Genomic DNA, 17,339 nt, shown 5'->3' on the forward strand with positions numbered 1-17,339 from the left:
TCACCGCAGGCGGGCACCTCTTTTAGCGAAGGAACTGCCGCGTGCTGAGTTTTATCCTAAAACGCCTCGGGCTACTGGTGCCCACCTTCTTTGGCGTCACCTTGCTGACCTTCAGCCTGATCCGCATGATTCCCGGCGATCCGGTCGAAGTCATGATGGGCGAGCGCAAGGTCGACCCCGAACTGCACGCGCAAGCCATGCAGCGCTTAGGGCTGGATCAGCCGCTGTATAAGCAGTACTTCGATTACATCGGCCAGTTGCTGCAAGGCGATTTAGGCCAATCCCTGGTCAGTCGCGAAAGCGTGTGGCATGAGTTCACCGCCTTGTTCCCTGCCACCTTGGAGTTATCCATTGCCGCCATCTTGATCGCCAGTCTCCTCGGTTTAATCGCTGGGGTAGTCGCCGCGCTCAAACGCGGCAGCATGCTCGATCACGGCATCATGGGGCTGGCGCTGACCGGCTACAGCATGCCGATTTTCTGGTGGGGCCTGATCCTGATTATGTTTTTCTCGGTGCAGCTGGGCTGGACGCCGGTCTCAGGCCGCATCGATTTGTTTTTTGATGTGCCGCCAGTGACCGGCTTCATGCTGATCGACACCTTATACCTGGACGACGAAGGCGTGTGGCTCGACGCCCTGCACCATCTGATTCTGCCGGCGGTGGTGCTGGCCACCATTCCACTGGCGGTGATAGCCCGCATGACCCGCTCCTCCATGCTGGAGGTGTTAGGCGAAGATTACGTGCGCACCGCACGCGCCAAGGGGTTATCGCCGGCGCGGGTGGTGTTTGTGCACGCCCTGCGCAATGCGCTCATTCCGGTGCTCACAGTGATTGGCCTGCAAGTGGGCACATTGATGGCCGGCGCAGTGCTGACCGAAACCATTTTCTCGTGGCCCGGCATTGGCAAATGGCTGATCGACGCCATCAGCCGGCGCGACTACCCCGTGGTGCAAAACGGTATTTTGCTGATCGCCACCTTGGTGATTTTGGTCAACTTCGTGGTGGATGTGCTGTACGGCATCGCCAACCCGCGCATTCGCCACGCCGGCTAAGGACAGCACATGAGCACACAAACCTACGACGATCTCGTGCAAGCCCCACCCAGTCGCCTGCGTGAGTTTTGGCAGGCATTTGCCCACAACAAAGGCGCGGTAGCCGGCCTTGCCTTCATGCTGATGTTGATTGTCTGCGCACTGTTTGCGCCGTGGCTGGCCCCACACAGCCCCATCGAGCAATACCGCGACTTTCTCCTCACCCCGCCCCTGTGGCAAGACGGCGGGCAAGCGCAGTTTCTCCTCGGCACCGACGAGCTCGGTCGCGACTTGCTGTCGCGCCTGATTCACGGCGCACGCTTATCCCTGTTGATTGGTTTGGCCTCGGTCGTGTGCTCGCTGCTGCCAGGCATCGTGCTCGGGCTACTGGCGGCGTTTTTCCCCAACCGCCTGGGCCCGCTGATCATGCGCATGATGGACGTCATGATGGCCCTGCCTTCGCTGCTGCTGGCGGTGGCCATTGTCGCCGTACTTGGCCCAGGCTTGCTCAATACCGTGATCGCCATCGCCATTGTCAGCCTGCCGTCGTACGTCCGTTTAACCCGTGCGGCAGCCATGGGCGAACGACAAAAAGACTACGTCACCGCCTCGCGCTTAGCCGGCGCCAGTTTGCCGCGCCTGATGTTTGTCTGCGTGCTGCCCAACTGCATGGCGCCGCTGATTGTGCAGGCCACGCTGAGCTTTTCCGCTGCGATTCTAGACGCTGCTGCACTGGGCTTTTTAGGCCTAGGTGTACAGCCGCCCACGCCCGAGTGGGGCACTATGCTGGCCTCGGCCCGTGACTACATTCAGCGTGCGTGGTGGGTGGTTTCTCTGCCGGGGCTAACCATTTTGTTCAGCGTGCTGGCCATTAACTTGGTGGGCGATGGGCTGCGTGATGCCCTCGACCCCAAACTAAAGAACGCCGACTGAGGAGCAGCGCATGGCTTTATTAGAAATCCGCAACCTCAGCGTACGCTTTGGCAGCAAAACCGCCACACCCGTGGTAGAGGGCATGGACCTTCGCCTTGAGGCCGGGGAAATTCTGGGGATTGTCGGCGAATCCGGTTCGGGCAAATCCGTCACCATGATGGCCCTGATGGGGCTGATTGCCGCCCCGGGAATCGTCACCGCTGACGCTTTAACCTTTGCCGGGCAAGACCTGCTCCAGTTATCTGCGCGCGCCAAACGACAGATCATTGGCAAAGACATCAGCATGATCTTTCAAGACCCGATGACCAGTCTCAACCCCAGCTATACCGTGGGCTATCAGCTGGGCGAAGTTCTCAAACAGCACTTAGGACTGAAAGGCAGCGCCGCCCGCCAGCGGGCGATAGAGCTGCTGGAGTTAGTCGAAATCCCCGGTGCCACCGCACGCTTAGACGCCTACCCACATCAATTGTCTGGCGGCATGAGCCAACGCGTGGCGATCGCCATGGCCATCGCCTGCCAGCCCAAACTGCTGATTGCCGACGAGCCCACCACCGCGCTGGATGTGACCATTCAAGCGCAAATCATGGAACTGCTGCTGCGCCTGCAACGCGAGCACAACATGGCGCTGATCATGATCACCCACGACTTAGCCGTGGTCGCCGAAATGGCTCAACGCGTGTGTGTGATGTACGCCGGCCAAGCGGTTGAGCTAGGACGCGTGCCCGCGCTATTCCAGCATCCCGCTCACCCTTACACCGAAGCCTTGCTCAAGGCGATCCCTGAACACAGTGTCGGCGCAGCGCGTTTAAGCACCCTGCCCGGCATCGTCCCCGGCCGCTACGATCGCCCCCGTGGTTGCCTGCTCGCCCCGCGCTGCCCGTATCGACAAGAGCACTGCCAAGACAGTCGCCCTCACCTTGAGCCCCACGGCGGCGGTGCCGTGCGCTGCCACTTTCCGTTGACGGAGGCCACCGCATGAGCGTGCCTGTTTTAATCGCTGACGAGCTGAGCAAGCACTACCGTGTCTCACGCGGCTTATTCAAACCGCCGGCCACAGTACAAGCTCTCAACGGCGTGAGCTTTAGCGTCAGCGCGGGACAAACCTTGGCCGTGGTGGGTGAGTCCGGCTGCGGCAAATCCACCTTAGCTCGCGCCCTCACCTTGATCGAAACGCCCAGCGGCGGCGATCTGATGATCGACGGCATCGACGTCGCCCGCGCCAGCCGTGCGGAACAAAAACGCCTGCGCCAAGATGTGCAAATGGTGTTTCAAAACCCCTATGCCTCGCTCAATCCACGACAAAAAATCGCTAGCCAACTGGCCGAACCCTTAGTGATCAACACCGCACTGAGCGCCGCCGAGCGCCGCGAAAAAGTGCACGCGATGATGGCGCAGGTAGGCCTGCGCACCGAGCATGATCAGCGCTACCCGCACATGTTTTCTGGCGGTCAGCGCCAGCGCATCGCCATTGCCCGCGCCATGATGCTGCAGCCCAAAGTCTTGATTGCCGATGAGCCCACCTCAGCGCTGGATGTATCGATTCAGGCTCAAGTGCTTAACCTGTTCATGGACCTGCAAGAACAACTGGGCACCGCCTACGTGTTTATCTCGCACAATCTCTCGGTGGTCAGGCACATCGCCGATCAGGTCATGGTGATGTACTTAGGGCGCGCGGTTGAAGTCGGCCCGAGCGAGCAGCTGTACCAGCGACCGCTGCACCCCTACACCCGTGCGCTGCTATCGGCGACGCCGCAAATCCACCCCGACCCCAGCCGGTTAAAAATCCGCATCGAGGGTGAACTGCCCAATCCGCTCAATCCGCCGACAGGTTGCGCCTTCCACCTGCGCTGCCCGCACGCCAGCGAACAATGCCGCGAACAAACGCCCAGGCTGCGCGCCTTAGAGGGTCGCGAGGTTGCTTGTCACCACGCAGAAACGCTGCTGTAACCCCAGACCGATTCCTCAAGGCCGATAAATCATTGCCGGCCTTGGGGAATTTTTTGCGCCCAAACTCGTCCTAACGTTTTCATCCACGGACAAGGAGCCCACATGCGCGCCCTCCCCCCTCTGGCGAGCGCCCTCGCCATTAGCTTGATTGCCACCAGCGTGGTCGCCGATGAGCTGCACTACAACCAGATCAGTCTGCGCGCCGAGGCCAGTCGCGATATTCCCGCTGACTTAATGCAAGTCACCCTGTACACCGAGCAGCAAGACAAAGACCCGGCCAAGCTGGCGCAGCAGATTACTGAGGCGCTAAACGCCGCGATCAAAACGGCCCGCGCCGTTGATGGCGTTGAGATCACCTTAGGCAGCCGCAGCAGCTATCCGGTGTACGACCACAAAAACAACAGCCGCACCTTGCAAGCCTGGCGCGAACGCGCCGAGGTGCAGTTGGAAAGCCAAAACTTCGCCGCCCTCTCGCAACTGACCGGCAAGCTGCTGGGGCAACTGCAAATGGGCTCGATGAGCTTCTCGATCAGCGAAGCCAGCCGCCAAACCAACGAACAAGAGCTGCTTGATGAGGCGATCAAAGCCTTCCAGCAACGCGCGCAGCAGGTTGCCAAAAGCCTAGGCGGCCAAGATTACAAGCTGGTGCACCTCAACCTAGGCGGCAGCGGCTATCCACCGCCGATGCCTATGCACCGCGGCAAAATGGCCATGATGGCCATGGACAGCGCCGAAGCCACGCCCGAGATCGAAGCGGGCAAACAGCGCGTGTCGGTATCGGCCGAGGGCACGATTCAAGTGCAATAAGCGCTAAGTCATGGATACAACAACGGCGCCCGTGGGCGCCGTTGTTGTTGTGCTAGCCAGTGTTAGGCGAGCTTTTTGTAGCGCACACGGTGCGGCTGTGCAGCGGCATCGCCAAGACGCTTCTTACGATCGGCTTCGAACTCGGTGTAGTTGCCTTCGAAGAAGTTGACCTTGCCGTCGTCCTCGTAAGAGAGGATGTGCGTGGCAATGCGGTCAAGGAACCAACGGTCGTGCGAGATCACCATCGCCGCACCGGGGAAGTCCAACAGGGCTTCTTCCAAGGCGCGCAAGGTTTCCACGTCGAGGTCGTTGGACGGTTCGTCCAGCAGCAACACGTTGGCGCCTTGCTTGAGCGTCAGGGCCAAGTGCAGACGACCACGCTCACCGCCGGACAGGTCTTTGACAAACTTCTGTTGATCGCCGCCCTTAAAGTTAAAGCGCCCCACGTAACCGCGCGAAGGCACTTCATAACCGCCGACCTTAATCATGTCGTAACCGTCGGAGACTTGCTCCCACACGGTTTTGGTGCCGTCTAAGTCATCACGGCTCTGATCAACGCTGGCAATTTGTACGCTTTCGCCGATCTCGATACTGCCCGAGTCTGGCTGCTCTTTACCGGTGATCATGCGGAACAAGGTGGACTTACCGGCACCGTTACCGCCGATCACACCCACGATGGCGCCTTGCGGAATGCTGAACGACAAATCATCGATCAACTGGCGGTCGCCAAAGCCCTTACAGACGTTTTTGAACTCAATGACTTTGTCGCCCAAACGCGGCCCCACGGGGATGTAAATCTCGTTGGTTTCGCTGCGCTTTTGGAACTCTTGGCTTTGCATTTCTTCAAAACGCGCCAAGCGGGCCTTGGACTTGCTCTGACGCGCCTTAGCGCCCTGACGCACCCACTCCAATTCGGCTTTCATCGCCTTGGCATGGGTAGCCTCGGATTTGGCTTCTTGCGCCAAACGATTGGCCTTGGATTCCAGCCAGCCGGAGTAGTTACCTTCAAAGGGAAGACCGTGGCCACGGTCGAGTTCCAGAATCCAGCCGGCAACGTTATCGAGGAAGTAACGGTCGTGGGTAATCGCCACCACAGTACCGGGGAAATCGTGCAGGAAGCGCTCAAGCCAAGCCACCGAGTCGGCGTCCAAGTGGTTGGTCGGTTCGTCCAGCAGCAGCATGTCTGGGGCTGACAGCAACAAACGGCACAGCGCCACGCGACGCTTTTCACCACCGGAAAGATTGCCAATGGTGGCATCCCACGCCGGCAGGCGCAGGGCATCGGCGGCGACTTCCAGTTGGCGCTCTAAGTTATGACCGTCAGCGGCCTGCAGGATGGCTTCGAGCTTGGCTTGCTCAGCGGCCAGCGCATCGAAGTCGGCATCGGGCTCGGCGTAAGCGGCATACACTTCATCCAAACGCGCCTGCGCTTGTTTGATCTCGCCGACCGCCTCTTCAACGATATCGCGTACCGTTTTATTGGCGTCGAGCTGCGGCTCTTGCGGCAGGTAGCCCACTTTAATGCCGGGCATCGGACGTGCTTCGCCGTCGATCTCAGTATCGACGCCCGCCATGATGCGCAGCAGGGTCGACTTACCGGCCCCGTTCAAACCAAGCACACCGATCTTGGCGCCGGGGAAGAATGACAGGGAAATATTCTTAAGAATTTCACGCTTCGGGGGCACGACTTTGCTGACCCGATTCATGCTGTAAACGTATTGCGCCATGACCTTGCTAACCTGAATAAATAAGCAGAGAAGACGAGGGTTCTCGCCAGTGCGGCAAAACTACCGCATGGCTTGGCTTAGGGCAAACAACAGGAGGTTTGACATGACAGCGTCAGCAACACTGTGGGCCAAACTCGGTTACGCCGGCGTGCTGCCATTACTCATCAGCTGGCTGGCCAGCGCGCTGTTGCCCAGTCATGCGCTATGGCCGCAGGTCTTTGTGGCTTACAGCGCCATCATTCTGGCTTTTATGGCCGGCAGCGTCTGGACCCAAGCACTCAATAGCCCGCAAGGTGCGCCGCTGTTATTGCTCAGCAACGCGTTAGCGTTATTAGCCTGGCTGACCTTGCTGCTCGATCAGCCGACCGCCGGCACCGCCTTGTTGGCGCTCGGCTTTGCCGTACTGTGGTGGGCCGAGCGCCGTGGCAAAGGCTTCAGCCAGCTACCGGCAGGCTACGCCCGCCTGCGCAGCCAACTGAGCAGCGCCGTTATCGCGCTCCATCTGTTGCAATTTCCTACACTTTTATTGCTGCACTAACAGCGCAGGCCGGCGTGATCTGTGCCAGCATTACGCCAGCCACGTGGTATTGGATGTGTGGCCGTTTCTTAGGTAGGTACTGACTTTTGTCCAACAAGCCCGCGCTCACTGCGCTGACGTCGACCCGCGATAGTCGCTTTGCGCGACCCTCGCGCCTTTACATCGCCACCCTCTTACTGACGGTGCTTGCGCTGCTAATCGGCCACTTTATTAGCCAGTACCGCGATATCCGCGAAGAGTTTCGCAGCAACATCAGCCAACAAGCCGAGCTGACCGCGCAAACCCTAAGCCAACGGCTGCGCTTACGCGCGCAGTTAGCCGAGCAAATCCTCATCGACAGCTCCGCCGCGCAACGCAAAGAACGCCTGCGCAATATTCTGCCGTCTTTTCGCGAATTGGCCGACCCAATGGCGGTCAGCTTTCGACAAAACCTGCCGCCATTGGAGCCAGGCCAAACGTACCTGTACCGCCAAAGTAACGACCAACAACACACTTGGCTGCAGCTTAACCACCCCGCCAGCAACCAACAGTGGCTGTTATTGCTTGATAGCCGCACGCTGTTGGAGCACATCCCACACCCTGACGCCGGCGCCGACTGGCTGCTGGCCGATGCTGAAGGCGACGACGCCCTGCTGCGCCCGGGCTTACCCGCCGCCGTACCACCCCAGCCGCTTAATGCCCAAGAAAGCCAGCTACGTTTAAGCGCCCACACCATCCAAGGCAGCGATTGGCTCGTGCTGAGCCAGCTGGATGAGCCCAACCTCAAGCAACGGCTGGTGCGCAGCCTGCTCGGTCAAGGCCTGCTGATTGGCACACTCTCCGCGATTTGTTTGTGGCTGCTGTGGACGCTGTTTCGCGAACAACATTCGCTACAAAACCTTAACCGTGAGGCGCGCCGCAGCCTGCGCCAAGCCGGTGATTTACTCGACAAGCTGGACGAACGCGTACTGGCCACCGACCGTGACGGCAACGTGCTGTACCTCAACTTGCCCGCACAACGTTTGCTGCGCCAAGACAGCCAGCAGACCGCGTTAAACCTAGCGCAGTGCCTGCCAGAGCTAATGCCGCTGCTGCAAGGTAGCCACATGGCCTTTGAGCTGGGCGCCGAACAAGTCCGCCTGCTCGAACAAGGCGAAAGCCGTCTGTTTAGCGTGACCCGTAATCCGCTGGATAACGACCAGCAAGGCTATGTCTGGCTGCTGCGCGACATCACCGACGAGCAGCAAGCGCTGCGCGGCCTACAAGAAACGCGGCGCCGCTATCAAGAAATCTTCGAAGGCGTAGGGCAAGCGCTAGCCGTGCTGGACCTCAGCAAAGCGCGACAGTTTTTGCTTGAGCAGGACGTGCGCGAGCATGCCGCACTGCTGCAATGGCTCGACAACAACCCCAACCAGCATGACAAGTTACTCAAGCTCATCCGCGTGACCGAAGTGAATCACCTCACCACACGGTTACTGGGCGTTCGCTCGCCCCATGAAGCGTGGAAGCTGCTGATCGATCACGGCCCGATGACACACGACAGCGTGCGCACCCAAGTGCTCGCCGCCAGCATTGGTTTGTTGCCGCAACTAGAGACCGAAGTCACCCTGCGCAACCATCGCGGTCATCCACGCCATTTGTGGCTCACCATGCGCACCCCTGACATGGTGCAAGACCTCACCGCCGTCACCGTCAGCCTCAGTGATATCACCGCCCGCAAACGGGTAGAAACCTCGCTGATTGAGCGCGAAAAGTTTTGGTCTGATGTGGTCAAAGCGGTGCCAGAAACCCTGTACATCCATGACTTCAATGAGCACCGCGTGATTTACACCAATCACGGCTTGGGTTACGCGTTGGGTTATAGCCAAGCGGAACTCAAAGCCATGGGACATTTTTATTGGGAAAAAATCCTTCACCCCGATGACATCGAGTACTACAACAAAATCCGCAGCATGCAACGTGTACTCGGCGACAATCAGATGATTACCGGCCTTCTACGCTGGCGACGGCATGATGGTAAGTACCTGTGGTATCAAATTCGCGAAAAGGCGTTTTCACGTAAACGCGACGGCACCGTGCATCGTCTGATCGGCACCTTGAAAGACGTCACCGATTTGGTGGAAGCCAACGAGCAAATGCGCGCCGACGAGTCACGCTACCGCGCCCTCACGGAGTCGCTGCGCGAAGTGATCTGGACCACCGATGCCGAATTTAAGGTCGATTACGTCAGCCCCATGGCGGAGCCCTTGCTCGGCGTACTACCTAACCAGCTGACCGGCCGCGGCTACCTCAACTTTGTCGCCGATCCGCGCCAACTGATGCCCGCCAACGCAGAATTGCAAAACCTGCGCGAAGCCTTAACCAGCATGAGCCGGCTATCGGTGCTGCGCGAAAATCATGCCTCGTATCAAATCACCTTGGATTTCCTCCACAGCGCCGGACACAAGGTGCCGCTCGACATCACCGTTAGCCTGCAGTGGGACGCCAACGGCCGCTTTAAAGGCCTGCTTGGCCTCGCCCGTGATGTGACCGAGCAACGCCGTGCCGAGCGCGAGCTGCGCATGGCCGCCACCGTGTTTGATCACTCCACGGCAGCGGTGATGGTCACCGACCCCGCCGGCTTTATCGTCAAGGTCAACAACACCTTCACCCAAATCATGGGCTATCACAACGACGATCTGGTGGATCAGCGCCCCAACCATCTCACCGCCGATCGGCAAGAAGAAGCCAGCTTAGCCAGCATCCAACAAGAGCTAATGAACCGCGGTCGCTGGGAAGGCGAACTGTGGCTTAAACGCAACAACGGCGAGGCATTCCCAGCGTGGGTGGGCGTCACCGGGGTGGATGATGCCGAAGGCGACTTGGTCAGCTTTGTCTGCTTCTTTGTCGATATCAGCGAACGCAAAGCCAGCGAACAGCGCATTCACCGTTTAGCCTATTACGACCCCCTCACCAGCCTGCCCAACCGCAGCCTGTTCCAAGACCGCCTGCACGCGGCCCTGCAGCACGCGGGGCGGCACAACGAGTGGGTGGCGTTGATGTTCCTCGATCTGGACCGCTTTAAGCCAATCAATGACTCACTCGGGCATGCGGCCGGCGACCGCCTGCTTAAAGAAGTGGCCGAGCGTTTGAGCCACTGCGCCGATGTGGAATACACCGTGGCGCGCATGGGCGGCGATGAGTTCACCATCTTGCTCAGCGGCCCGACCCAGCGCGACGAAGCGCTCAATCAAACCATGCACTTGGCAGAAAGCGTGCTGGCACAGCTGACGCAGCCATTCCGCCTTGAGCGGCGCGACTTTTTTGTCACCGGCAGCATCGGTATTGCCCTGTTCCCGCAAGACGGCGCTGAGGCCAATCAGCTGATGAAAAACGCTGACACGGCGATGTACCACGCCAAGGAAATGGGCCGTAACAACTTCCAGTTTTACCAAGCGGACATGAACGCCCGCGCCCTTGAGCGCCTTGAGCTAGAAAGCGACTTGCGGCATGCCGTTGAGCAGCACGAATTTGAGCTGTTCTATCAACCGCAGTTCGCCCGTGATGGCCAAAGCTTGGTCGGTGCCGAAGCGCTGATCCGCTGGCGCCACCCCACGCGCGGGCTGATCTCGCCGGCGATGTTTATTCCCGTACTGGAAGAGTTGGGCCTGATCATTCAGGTCGGTGAGTGGTCACTGCAACAGGCGTGCAACCAAGTGCTGGCGTGGGACGCCGCCGGTTTGGTACTGCCCAAGGTCTCGGTCAACTTATCCGCGCGCCAGTTTGAAGACCACAGCCTCGGCAGCCGCGTGGCCAACGCCCTAGCCGCTAGCGGCCTGCCCGCCAAGCGTTTGGAGCTGGAGCTGACCGAGTCGATCTTGATGCACAACGTTGAAGACACCCTGCCGCTGATCGACAGCTTTAAGCGCTTAGGCCTAACACTGGCGATTGACGACTTTGGTACCGGCTATTCGTCGTTGAGTTACCTCAAGCAGCTGCCGATTGACCTGCTGAAAATTGACCGCAGCTTTGTCGATGGCTTGCCCGACGGCCAGCAAGACACGCAAATCGCCCGCGCCATCATCGCCATGGCGCATAGCCTGAACATGCAAGTGATCGCCGAAGGGGTCGAGACAGCAGAGCAGCTGCAGTTCCTACAGGAACACGGCTGCGATGAGTTCCAAGGCTATTTGTTGGGCAAACCCATGCCGGCGGAAGAGTTTTTGATGCGCTGCAAAAGCCGCAGCATCCACCAGCACAGCCAATAACTCGTCACCGTAGAAGACCAGCCTGTGCCGCAAAAGCGCGGGCTGGTCTCTCTTTCAGCCTTAAGCCTGCATCCACGCCAGCATGCGCTCGGCCAACGCTTCGCCAACATCTTCTTGCAGAAAATGCCCGCCGCCGACCATTTCATGGTGTGGCTGATTGGCCGTGCCCGGCACCAGTTTATGGAACACCTTATCGGCCCCTTTGGTGATCGGATCTTGATCGCTAAATAAGGTCAGCCACGGCTTTTGCCACTGACTAAGCACTTCCCAAGCTGCACGATTGGCCGGTGCTTCTGGATTATCCGGCGACACCGGCACCAACGCGGGGAAAATTCGCGCCCCCGCTTTGAACGACTCATCCGGATACGGCGCATCGTAGGCGGCCACTTCTTCGGGGCTGAGTTTGCGCACCGTGGCGCGCTGGATGATTTGCCCTGTGGGGAACACCGGCACCGTTTGTGAGAACTGCTTCCACGCATCAAACGCAGGGCCGCCGGGGCGATCGCCGGTTGGCAAGAAGGTATTGGCGGTGACCACCCGCGCAAAGCGCTCCGGGAATGCCGCCACTAAGCGCAAGCCAATCAAGCCGCCCCAGTCCTGACAAAACAGGGTGATGTCGTTTAGATCCGCCGCGTTAAACCACAAGCTCATCCATTCCACGTGCTTGGCATAGGTGTAATCGCTGGTGGCGGCAGGCTTATCAGAGCGGCCAAAACCGACTAAGTCCGGCGCTACCACGCGGCAACCGTCGGCGAGCAGGCGGGCGATCATAAAGCGGTATAAAAACGACCACGACGGCTCGCCGTGCATCAGCAATACGCAAGGGCCATCCTCAGGCCCCGCCTCAATGCTGGCGATGCGCAAGGTGTCACCGTGACTGTCGGTCACTTCTCGGTAGGTCGGCTGCCAGGGGAAGTCCGGCAGGTTGGCAAAACAGTCATCAGGGGTGCGTAAAATCTGCATCAGCGGCCTCGTCGGTGTTGTTGTTGGGCGCAAAGCGAACAGGCAGTATAGGCACCCCAAAAGTCAGGCCAGCTAAGATTGATCCTCGTGATAGCGTAGGCAACGGCTTATCAATCCCAACCTTAGAGAGGTCGCGCATGCGTCGCTTGCTCCCCCGCCTTCGTGTCTTACTGCTCAGCAGTGTTGCCGCTAGCACCTTGCTGCTGGCCGGCTGCCAGAGCTGGCTGGCGGATGGCTCCAGCGTGCACCCCACGCGCGGCAACGTAAAACTCAAAGGCTTGGCCGATAACGTCTGGGTGCGGCGCAATGCCCTCGGCATGCCGCTGATTGAGTCACGCAACTTCCATGATGCGCTGTTCACCTTGGGTTATATCCACGCCGCCGACCGTTTGAGTCAGATGATCGGCATGCGCTTAGTTGCCGAAGGCCGCTTGGCGGAGATGGTCGGGCCGGCCGCGCTAGAGCTGGATCAGTTCATGCGCGCCTTGCAGCTGCGCGAACAGGCGCGCGCACTGTACAAACATGCCTCGCCGCGCATCCAGCAGTTTTTTGAGGTCTACGCCCGCGGTGTCAATGCGTACATCTACCGCTATCAAGACCGCTTACCGGCGGACTTGAAACTCGCCGGCCACCACCCCGCGTACTGGCAACCTGAAGACTCTGCCCTGTTGTTCGCCTTGGTCAATCAAGCCCTTGCCGCCAACCTGCCGGAAGAAATCGCCAGCCTCGCCTTGGCGCAAAAAGTCGGGGCCGACAAACTGGCCTGGCTGACCCCCATCTACCCCGATGAAGACCTGCCTTTCGCCGAGGCCGACAAGCTTAAAGGGCTCGACTTAAGCGCCAGCGCTGACGACATCCAGCGGCTGACCAGCAGCCTCAAACCACTGCAACAACTGGCTAACATGGGCGTCGCTGCATCAAACAACTGGGCCGTGATGCCCAGCCACAGCCAAGGCGGCAAGGCCATGCTGGCCAATGACACGCACCTGCCGCTGGCCATGCCATCGCTGTGGAACTACGTGCACATTCGCTCGCCCAAATACCAAGCCGCTGGGGTGAGCTTGGCCGGCATTCCCGCGATTGTTGCTGGTTTCAACGGCAAGCTGGCGTGGGGGATGACCATGGTCATGGGCGATAACCAAGACCTGTTCCTTGAGCAGCTCAAAACCGTCAATGGTCGCCTGCACTATCGCCGCGGCGAGCGCTGGTTACCCGCACGCGAACGGCGCGAAACCTTCTTTATCAAAGGTGAGCGGCCGCAGCGTTTAACCTTTCACCACACCGACCACGGCCCGCTGCTAAACCCCGCCCTCGGCGAGCATAAGCACATGCTGCAGCCTAACGCGCTAAGCACACGCTACGGTTTAGCCCTCAAAAGCGCGGCGGCAGACGCCAGCGCACAAACCGAAGACCGCACCTTGGATGCGTTCTTTGAGCTCAGCCGCGCTCAATCAGTCGATCAGGCCGCCGAGCATGTGCGTGACATCCGTGGCATGGCGCTGAACCTCTTGTATGCCGATGCCGACAACATCGCTTGGCAAGTCACCGGCCGCTATCCGTATCGCAAAGCCGGTCGCGGCTTGATTCCCTCGCCCGCGTGGCAAGGCGACTACGACTGGGAAGGCTACGCCGACAGCATGCTGCACCCCTACGAGCAAAACCCCAGCCAAGGCTGGCTGGGCACCGCCAACCACCGCAGCGTACCGCCCGGTTATGGCGTGCAGCTGTCGGCCTCGTGGTACTACCCTGAGCGCGCCGAACGCATCGCCGAGCTGTTAAACGCCAAGCGCAGCCACAACAGCGCAAGCTTTAAGGCCATGCACTACGACCAAAAAAGCTTGTTTGTCGCCAAGCTGCAAAGCCAATGGGCAGACTCGTTGTTTGCCCCGCGCTTGCAACAAGCGATTCAAGCCCTGCCCGCCGCGCAACGTGCCGCCGCCGAACAGAGTCTGGCTCGGCTGTCGCGTTTTGATGGCCAGCTCCGCGCAGAATCTGCCGATGCCGCGCTATGGGGGGCGTTCTTACAGCAAGCCGCCGAGGCTATTTTCCTCGATGAACTAGGCCCTAAAGACAGCAGCAGCTGGCAGGCCTTTGTCACCAGCAATGATGTGTCGTACTCCGCCGTGGCCGATCACTTACTAGGCCGTGAAGACTCGCCATTCTGGAACGACACGCGCAGCGCCACGACTGAAGACAAGCCCGCCATCCTCGCGCGCAGCTTGGCGCAGGCTTGGCAATGGATGCAGCAGACCCAAGGCCAGCAGCCAAGTCGCTGGCAATGGGGGCAGCTGCACACGTATCACTGGCAAACCGATGCCAGCTTGCTCGCACCGCACATGTCCGCGCTGGAACAAACCGGCATTAAGGCCCTGCAAGGCTTGTTTGATCGTGGCCCCTACCCTGCAGGCGGCGACCACACCACGCTCAACGTGTCGGCATGGCACTGGGGTGACAACTTCAATACGTGGCTGATACCGGCCATGCGCTTGATTGTCGACTTCAACCAAGAGGAACCCATGCAAGCGCTTAACAGCAGCGGTCAATCGGGTGACCCCGCCAGCCCGCACTACGACGACGGCATCAAGGCTTGGCAGCAAGGCCAGTATCAAAGCTTCCCGTTCCAGAGTCGTAATCTGGACAAAACCTACGGCACCGAACGCTTGCTGTTATTGCCGGAATGAGGATTGAGCCAAACAACAACATGACCGTTCGTCGGGCGTGAACAAGTTTTCTTCCACTGCGCTGAACTATTGCCAACCCAGCGCAGTCATACCCTACGACTACTCCATTTGATCTGGGCGCCCTTCGCAAAGGCGCCTTTCTTTTGTCTGCAATTTGAGCACAGCAGCTTTAGCCCCAGCAGCTAAACTGAGTAAAAGAGCCCGCCGCGAGTAGTACATGGCCTACACCCCGTCTTGGTTTAATCGCGCCGTCAGTGCTGCCCACCGCTTCAGCCAATGGCTGACCGAGGCACCGCGCTTGGCGGCGTTTTGCCTGATGTGGCTACCCTTTGTGCTGGTGTTTGCCCTAGCCCGCCAAGGCATTAATTACTACCACGACAGCGAAGCCAAGCGCCTGATTCAAATAGAACATGCTGCCATCCAGCATGATGCCGAAACCACCGCACTCGGGCTGGCCCGCACCTATCACCTGCTCAACGACCTACCCGAAGCCTTGGCCTACAGCCAAGACGTGCGCGAGCTTTTGCTTAACCCCGCGCAAGCGCAACACACCAGCCAATGGTTAAAACTTCTCGCCAAGCGCAGCGAGCCAGACCTCATTTGGGTGCTCAACCGGCAGGGCGTGGCGGTGGCCAGCAGCAATTATGACAAGCCCACCAGCTTGGTGGGCACCGATTACAGCGACCGCAACTATTTCAAAGAGGCCATCGCCAACGAACAAGGCCGCCAGTTTGCAGTTGGCCGACGCACCAACACCCCTGGTTTATATTTCTCTTCGTTGGTCTTTGGCCCCGACCAACAGCCGCTTGGCGTGGTCGCCACACGCTTAAGCAGCCAGCAACTGCAGCGCCTAATGAATGGCGTCAATGGCTTTATTACTGATGAATTAGGTGTGGTCATCATCGCCAGCGACCCCAGCCTGATGTACTTGAGCCTGCCCAACGCCAGCGCCAACAACACGCCCGATAGCCAATTATTAGGGCGCTACAAGCGCAGCCGTTTTAACCCACTGCCCTTTCGCCCACTGCACGCCATGGGCTTTGATTTATGGCAACGCAGCGATCGCCCGGGCGAACTGCTGCTGTGGGTACAGCAAACAGATCCTTATACCGGCATGACCGTTCACGTGCTCTCTACGACGCCCACCGTCGAACGCCTCCACGAAGGGCTCGAGCGCCTGCACTGGTGGAACATTCCGCTATCGCTGTTACTGGCTTGGGCCTTGGCCACGTCCTTGGTGTATCGCTTAAAAACCCTACATCAAGCGGAAAACCTAAAAATCTCCAACCAAGCACTGGAGCGCCTTAACCAAGAGCTGCTGGATCAAGCCAGCCGTGATTACCTCACTGGCATTCCCAATCGTCGCCGCTTTAGCCTGACCTTGCCGCGCGAAATCGAACGTAGCCGGCGCTACTCACGGCCGCTGTGCTTGGCCATCATGGACCTTGACCACTTCAAGCAACTCAATGACACCTACGGCCACGCCGCTGGAGATGCAGCGCTGCGCCATAGCACAGCCCTGATCAACGACGCCTTACGCCAAAGTGATTTACTCGCCCGTTTAGGCGGTGAAGAGTTTGGCCTGATTCTGCCGGAAACCTCGCTCACCGGCGCCGAGCAGTTTGTTGAGCGCCTGCGCATCAAGCTCGATCACAGCAAGCTGAGCTTTGAAGGCAAAACCATCCACATCAGCATGAGCATCGGCTTGGCGCAGCTGGATGAGCGTGACCAGCACGCCGACAGCCTATTCAGCCGCGCCGATCAAGCCCTGTACCGCGCCAAACAGCAAGGCCGCAACCGCACGGCTTTGGCCAACACCCAGGATCACAACGCAGAAAATCCCGCGCAAAAAAAACCGGCGCCCTAAGCGCCGGTTGGTTAACCCCTGATCGGTTAAGCCTTGGGCAAGGTTACGCCCGTTTGGCCTTGGTATTTGCCACCCCGATCGCGGTACGACACTTCGCACACTTCGTCTGATTCGAAGAACAGCATCTGCGCCACACCTTCGTGGGCGTAAATTTTTGCCGGCAGATTGGTCGTGTTGGAGAACTCCAGCGTCACGTGGCCTTCCCACTCCGGCTCAAGCGGGGTGACGTTAACGATAATGCCGCAACGCGCATAAGTGCTTTTGCCCAAGCAGATGGTCAGCACGTTACGCGGAATGCGGAAGTACTCCACGGTGCGCGCCAACGCAAAGGAGTTCGGCGGGATGATGCACACATCGCTTTGGATATCGACAAAGCTGCGCTCGTCGAAGTTTTTCGGGTCAACGATCGCCGAGTGAATATTGGTGAACACCTTGAATTCATTGGCACAGCGCACATCGTAGCCGTAGCTCGAGACACCGTAAGAAATCACGCGCTGGTCGCCGGCATCGCGCACTTGGCGCTCAACGAAGGGTTCAATCATGCCGTGCTCTTGCGACATGCGGCGAATCCACTGGTCCGACTTGATGCTCATACTGGTGTCCTGCGCGCTGAATTAAA

The 17,339-nt window shown here is 59.2% G+C and carries 12 protein-coding genes; 9 read left to right on the forward strand and 3 right to left on the reverse strand.

Annotated elements, in window-relative coordinates; genetic code table 11:
- Nucleotides 1–41: 41 nt before the first annotated feature.
- The 5 genes from MKI83_RS10355 to MKI83_RS10375 all read left to right on the forward strand — a co-directional run bounded on the left by MKI83_RS10355 (nucleotide 42) and on the right by MKI83_RS10375 (nucleotide 4,718).
- Nucleotides 42–1,052: an ABC transporter permease subunit gene (locus MKI83_RS10355; RefSeq protein WP_241585477.1), complete on the forward strand. Its 1,011-nt coding sequence runs from the start codon at nucleotides 42–44 to the stop codon at nucleotides 1,050–1,052.
- A 9-nt stretch (nucleotides 1,053–1,061) separates the two neighbouring features.
- Nucleotides 1,062–1,964 carry an ABC transporter permease subunit gene (locus tag MKI83_RS10360; protein ID WP_241585479.1) on the forward strand — a complete coding sequence of 301 codons (903 nt, stop codon included), beginning with the start codon at nucleotides 1,062–1,064 and terminating at the stop codon, nucleotides 1,962–1,964.
- Nucleotides 1,965–1,974: 10 nt separating this feature from the next.
- Nucleotides 1,975–2,943, forward strand: a complete 969-nt coding sequence (locus tag MKI83_RS10365) for an ABC transporter ATP-binding protein (RefSeq protein ID WP_241585480.1) — start codon at nucleotides 1,975–1,977, stop codon at nucleotides 2,941–2,943.
- On the forward strand, nucleotides 2,940–3,911 hold the full coding sequence (locus tag MKI83_RS10370) for a peptide ABC transporter ATP-binding protein (RefSeq protein ID WP_241585481.1): 972 nt from the start codon (nucleotides 2,940–2,942) through the stop codon (nucleotides 3,909–3,911). The genes MKI83_RS10365 and MKI83_RS10370 overlap by 4 nt, the downstream gene beginning before the upstream one ends.
- Before the next feature lie 102 nt (nucleotides 3,912–4,013).
- A complete protein-coding gene (locus tag MKI83_RS10375) occupies nucleotides 4,014–4,718 on the forward strand; it encodes an SIMPL domain-containing protein (protein WP_241585482.1) in 705 nt (234 codons plus the stop codon).
- A 62-nt stretch (nucleotides 4,719–4,780) separates the two neighbouring features.
- On the opposite strand, the gene ettA is transcribed toward MKI83_RS10375, so the two are convergent.
- Nucleotides 4,781–6,445 carry an energy-dependent translational throttle protein EttA gene (gene ettA / locus MKI83_RS10380; protein ID WP_241585483.1) on the reverse strand — a complete coding sequence of 555 codons (1,665 nt, stop codon included), beginning with the start codon at nucleotides 6,443–6,445 and terminating at the stop codon, nucleotides 4,781–4,783.
- Between the two features lie 103 nt (nucleotides 6,446–6,548).
- Between ettA and MKI83_RS10385 the strand changes: the two genes are divergently transcribed.
- Nucleotides 6,549–6,983 carry a DUF3429 domain-containing protein gene (locus tag MKI83_RS10385; RefSeq protein WP_241585484.1) on the forward strand — a complete coding sequence of 145 codons (435 nt, stop codon included), beginning with the start codon at nucleotides 6,549–6,551 and terminating at the stop codon, nucleotides 6,981–6,983.
- An 86-nt stretch (nucleotides 6,984–7,069) separates the two neighbouring features.
- On the forward strand, nucleotides 7,070–11,209 hold the full coding sequence (locus MKI83_RS10390) for a sensor domain-containing protein (protein WP_241585485.1): 4,140 nt from the start codon (nucleotides 7,070–7,072) through the stop codon (nucleotides 11,207–11,209).
- Nucleotides 11,210–11,269: 60 nt separating this feature from the next.
- Here the strand turns inward: MKI83_RS10390 and MKI83_RS10395 are convergent, their stop codons facing one another.
- On the reverse strand, nucleotides 11,270–12,172 hold the full coding sequence (locus MKI83_RS10395; protein ID WP_241585487.1) for a haloalkane dehalogenase: 903 nt from the start codon (nucleotides 12,170–12,172) through the stop codon (nucleotides 11,270–11,272).
- Nucleotides 12,173–12,309: 137 nt separating this feature from the next.
- Here MKI83_RS10395 and MKI83_RS10400 point away from each other — a divergent pair, with 137 nt between their 5' ends.
- On the forward strand, nucleotides 12,310–14,853 hold the full coding sequence (locus tag MKI83_RS10400; RefSeq protein ID WP_241585489.1) for a penicillin acylase family protein: 2,544 nt from the start codon (nucleotides 12,310–12,312) through the stop codon (nucleotides 14,851–14,853).
- A gap of 217 nt (nucleotides 14,854–15,070) precedes the next feature.
- Nucleotides 15,071–16,720, forward strand: a complete 1,650-nt coding sequence (locus tag MKI83_RS10405; protein WP_241585490.1) for a sensor domain-containing diguanylate cyclase — start codon at nucleotides 15,071–15,073, stop codon at nucleotides 16,718–16,720.
- A 26-nt stretch (nucleotides 16,721–16,746) separates the two neighbouring features.
- On the opposite strand, the gene dcd is transcribed toward MKI83_RS10405, so the two are convergent.
- Nucleotides 16,747–17,313 (reverse strand): dCTP deaminase, encoded by a 567-nt coding sequence (dcd, locus tag MKI83_RS10410; RefSeq protein WP_241585492.1) that lies wholly within the window; start codon nucleotides 17,311–17,313, stop codon nucleotides 16,747–16,749.
- Between the last annotated feature and the right edge of the window lie 26 nt (nucleotides 17,314–17,339).

It is taken from the genome of Atopomonas sediminilitoris, from assembly GCF_022601735.1.
GTDB lineage: Bacteria > Pseudomonadota > Gammaproteobacteria > Pseudomonadales > Pseudomonadaceae > Atopomonas > Atopomonas sediminilitoris.

Excerpts from the sequence above, each read along its gene's own strand:
- MKI83_RS10360 (WP_241585479.1), top strand. The coding sequence starts at position 1,062 with ATGAGCACACAAACCTACGACGATCTCGTGCAAGCCCCACCCAGTCGC.
- MKI83_RS10365 (WP_241585480.1), top strand. The coding sequence starts at position 1,975 with ATGGCTTTATTAGAAATCCGCAACCTCAGCGTACGCTTTGGCAGCAAA.
- MKI83_RS10370 (WP_241585481.1), top strand. The coding sequence starts at position 2,940 with ATGAGCGTGCCTGTTTTAATCGCTGACGAGCTGAGCAAGCACTACCGT.
- MKI83_RS10375 (WP_241585482.1), top strand. The coding sequence starts at position 4,014 with ATGCGCGCCCTCCCCCCTCTGGCGAGCGCCCTCGCCATTAGCTTGATT.
- ettA (WP_241585483.1), bottom strand. The coding sequence starts at position 6,445 with ATGGCGCAATACGTTTACAGCATGAATCGGGTCAGCAAAGTCGTGCCC.
- MKI83_RS10385 (WP_241585484.1), top strand. The coding sequence starts at position 6,549 with ATGACAGCGTCAGCAACACTGTGGGCCAAACTCGGTTACGCCGGCGTG.
- MKI83_RS10395 (WP_241585487.1), bottom strand. The coding sequence starts at position 12,172 with ATGCAGATTTTACGCACCCCTGATGACTGTTTTGCCAACCTGCCGGAC.
- MKI83_RS10400 (WP_241585489.1), top strand. The coding sequence starts at position 12,310 with ATGCGTCGCTTGCTCCCCCGCCTTCGTGTCTTACTGCTCAGCAGTGTT.
- MKI83_RS10405 (WP_241585490.1), top strand. The coding sequence starts at position 15,071 with ATGGCCTACACCCCGTCTTGGTTTAATCGCGCCGTCAGTGCTGCCCAC.
- dcd (WP_241585492.1), bottom strand. The coding sequence starts at position 17,313 with ATGAGCATCAAGTCGGACCAGTGGATTCGCCGCATGTCGCAAGAGCAC.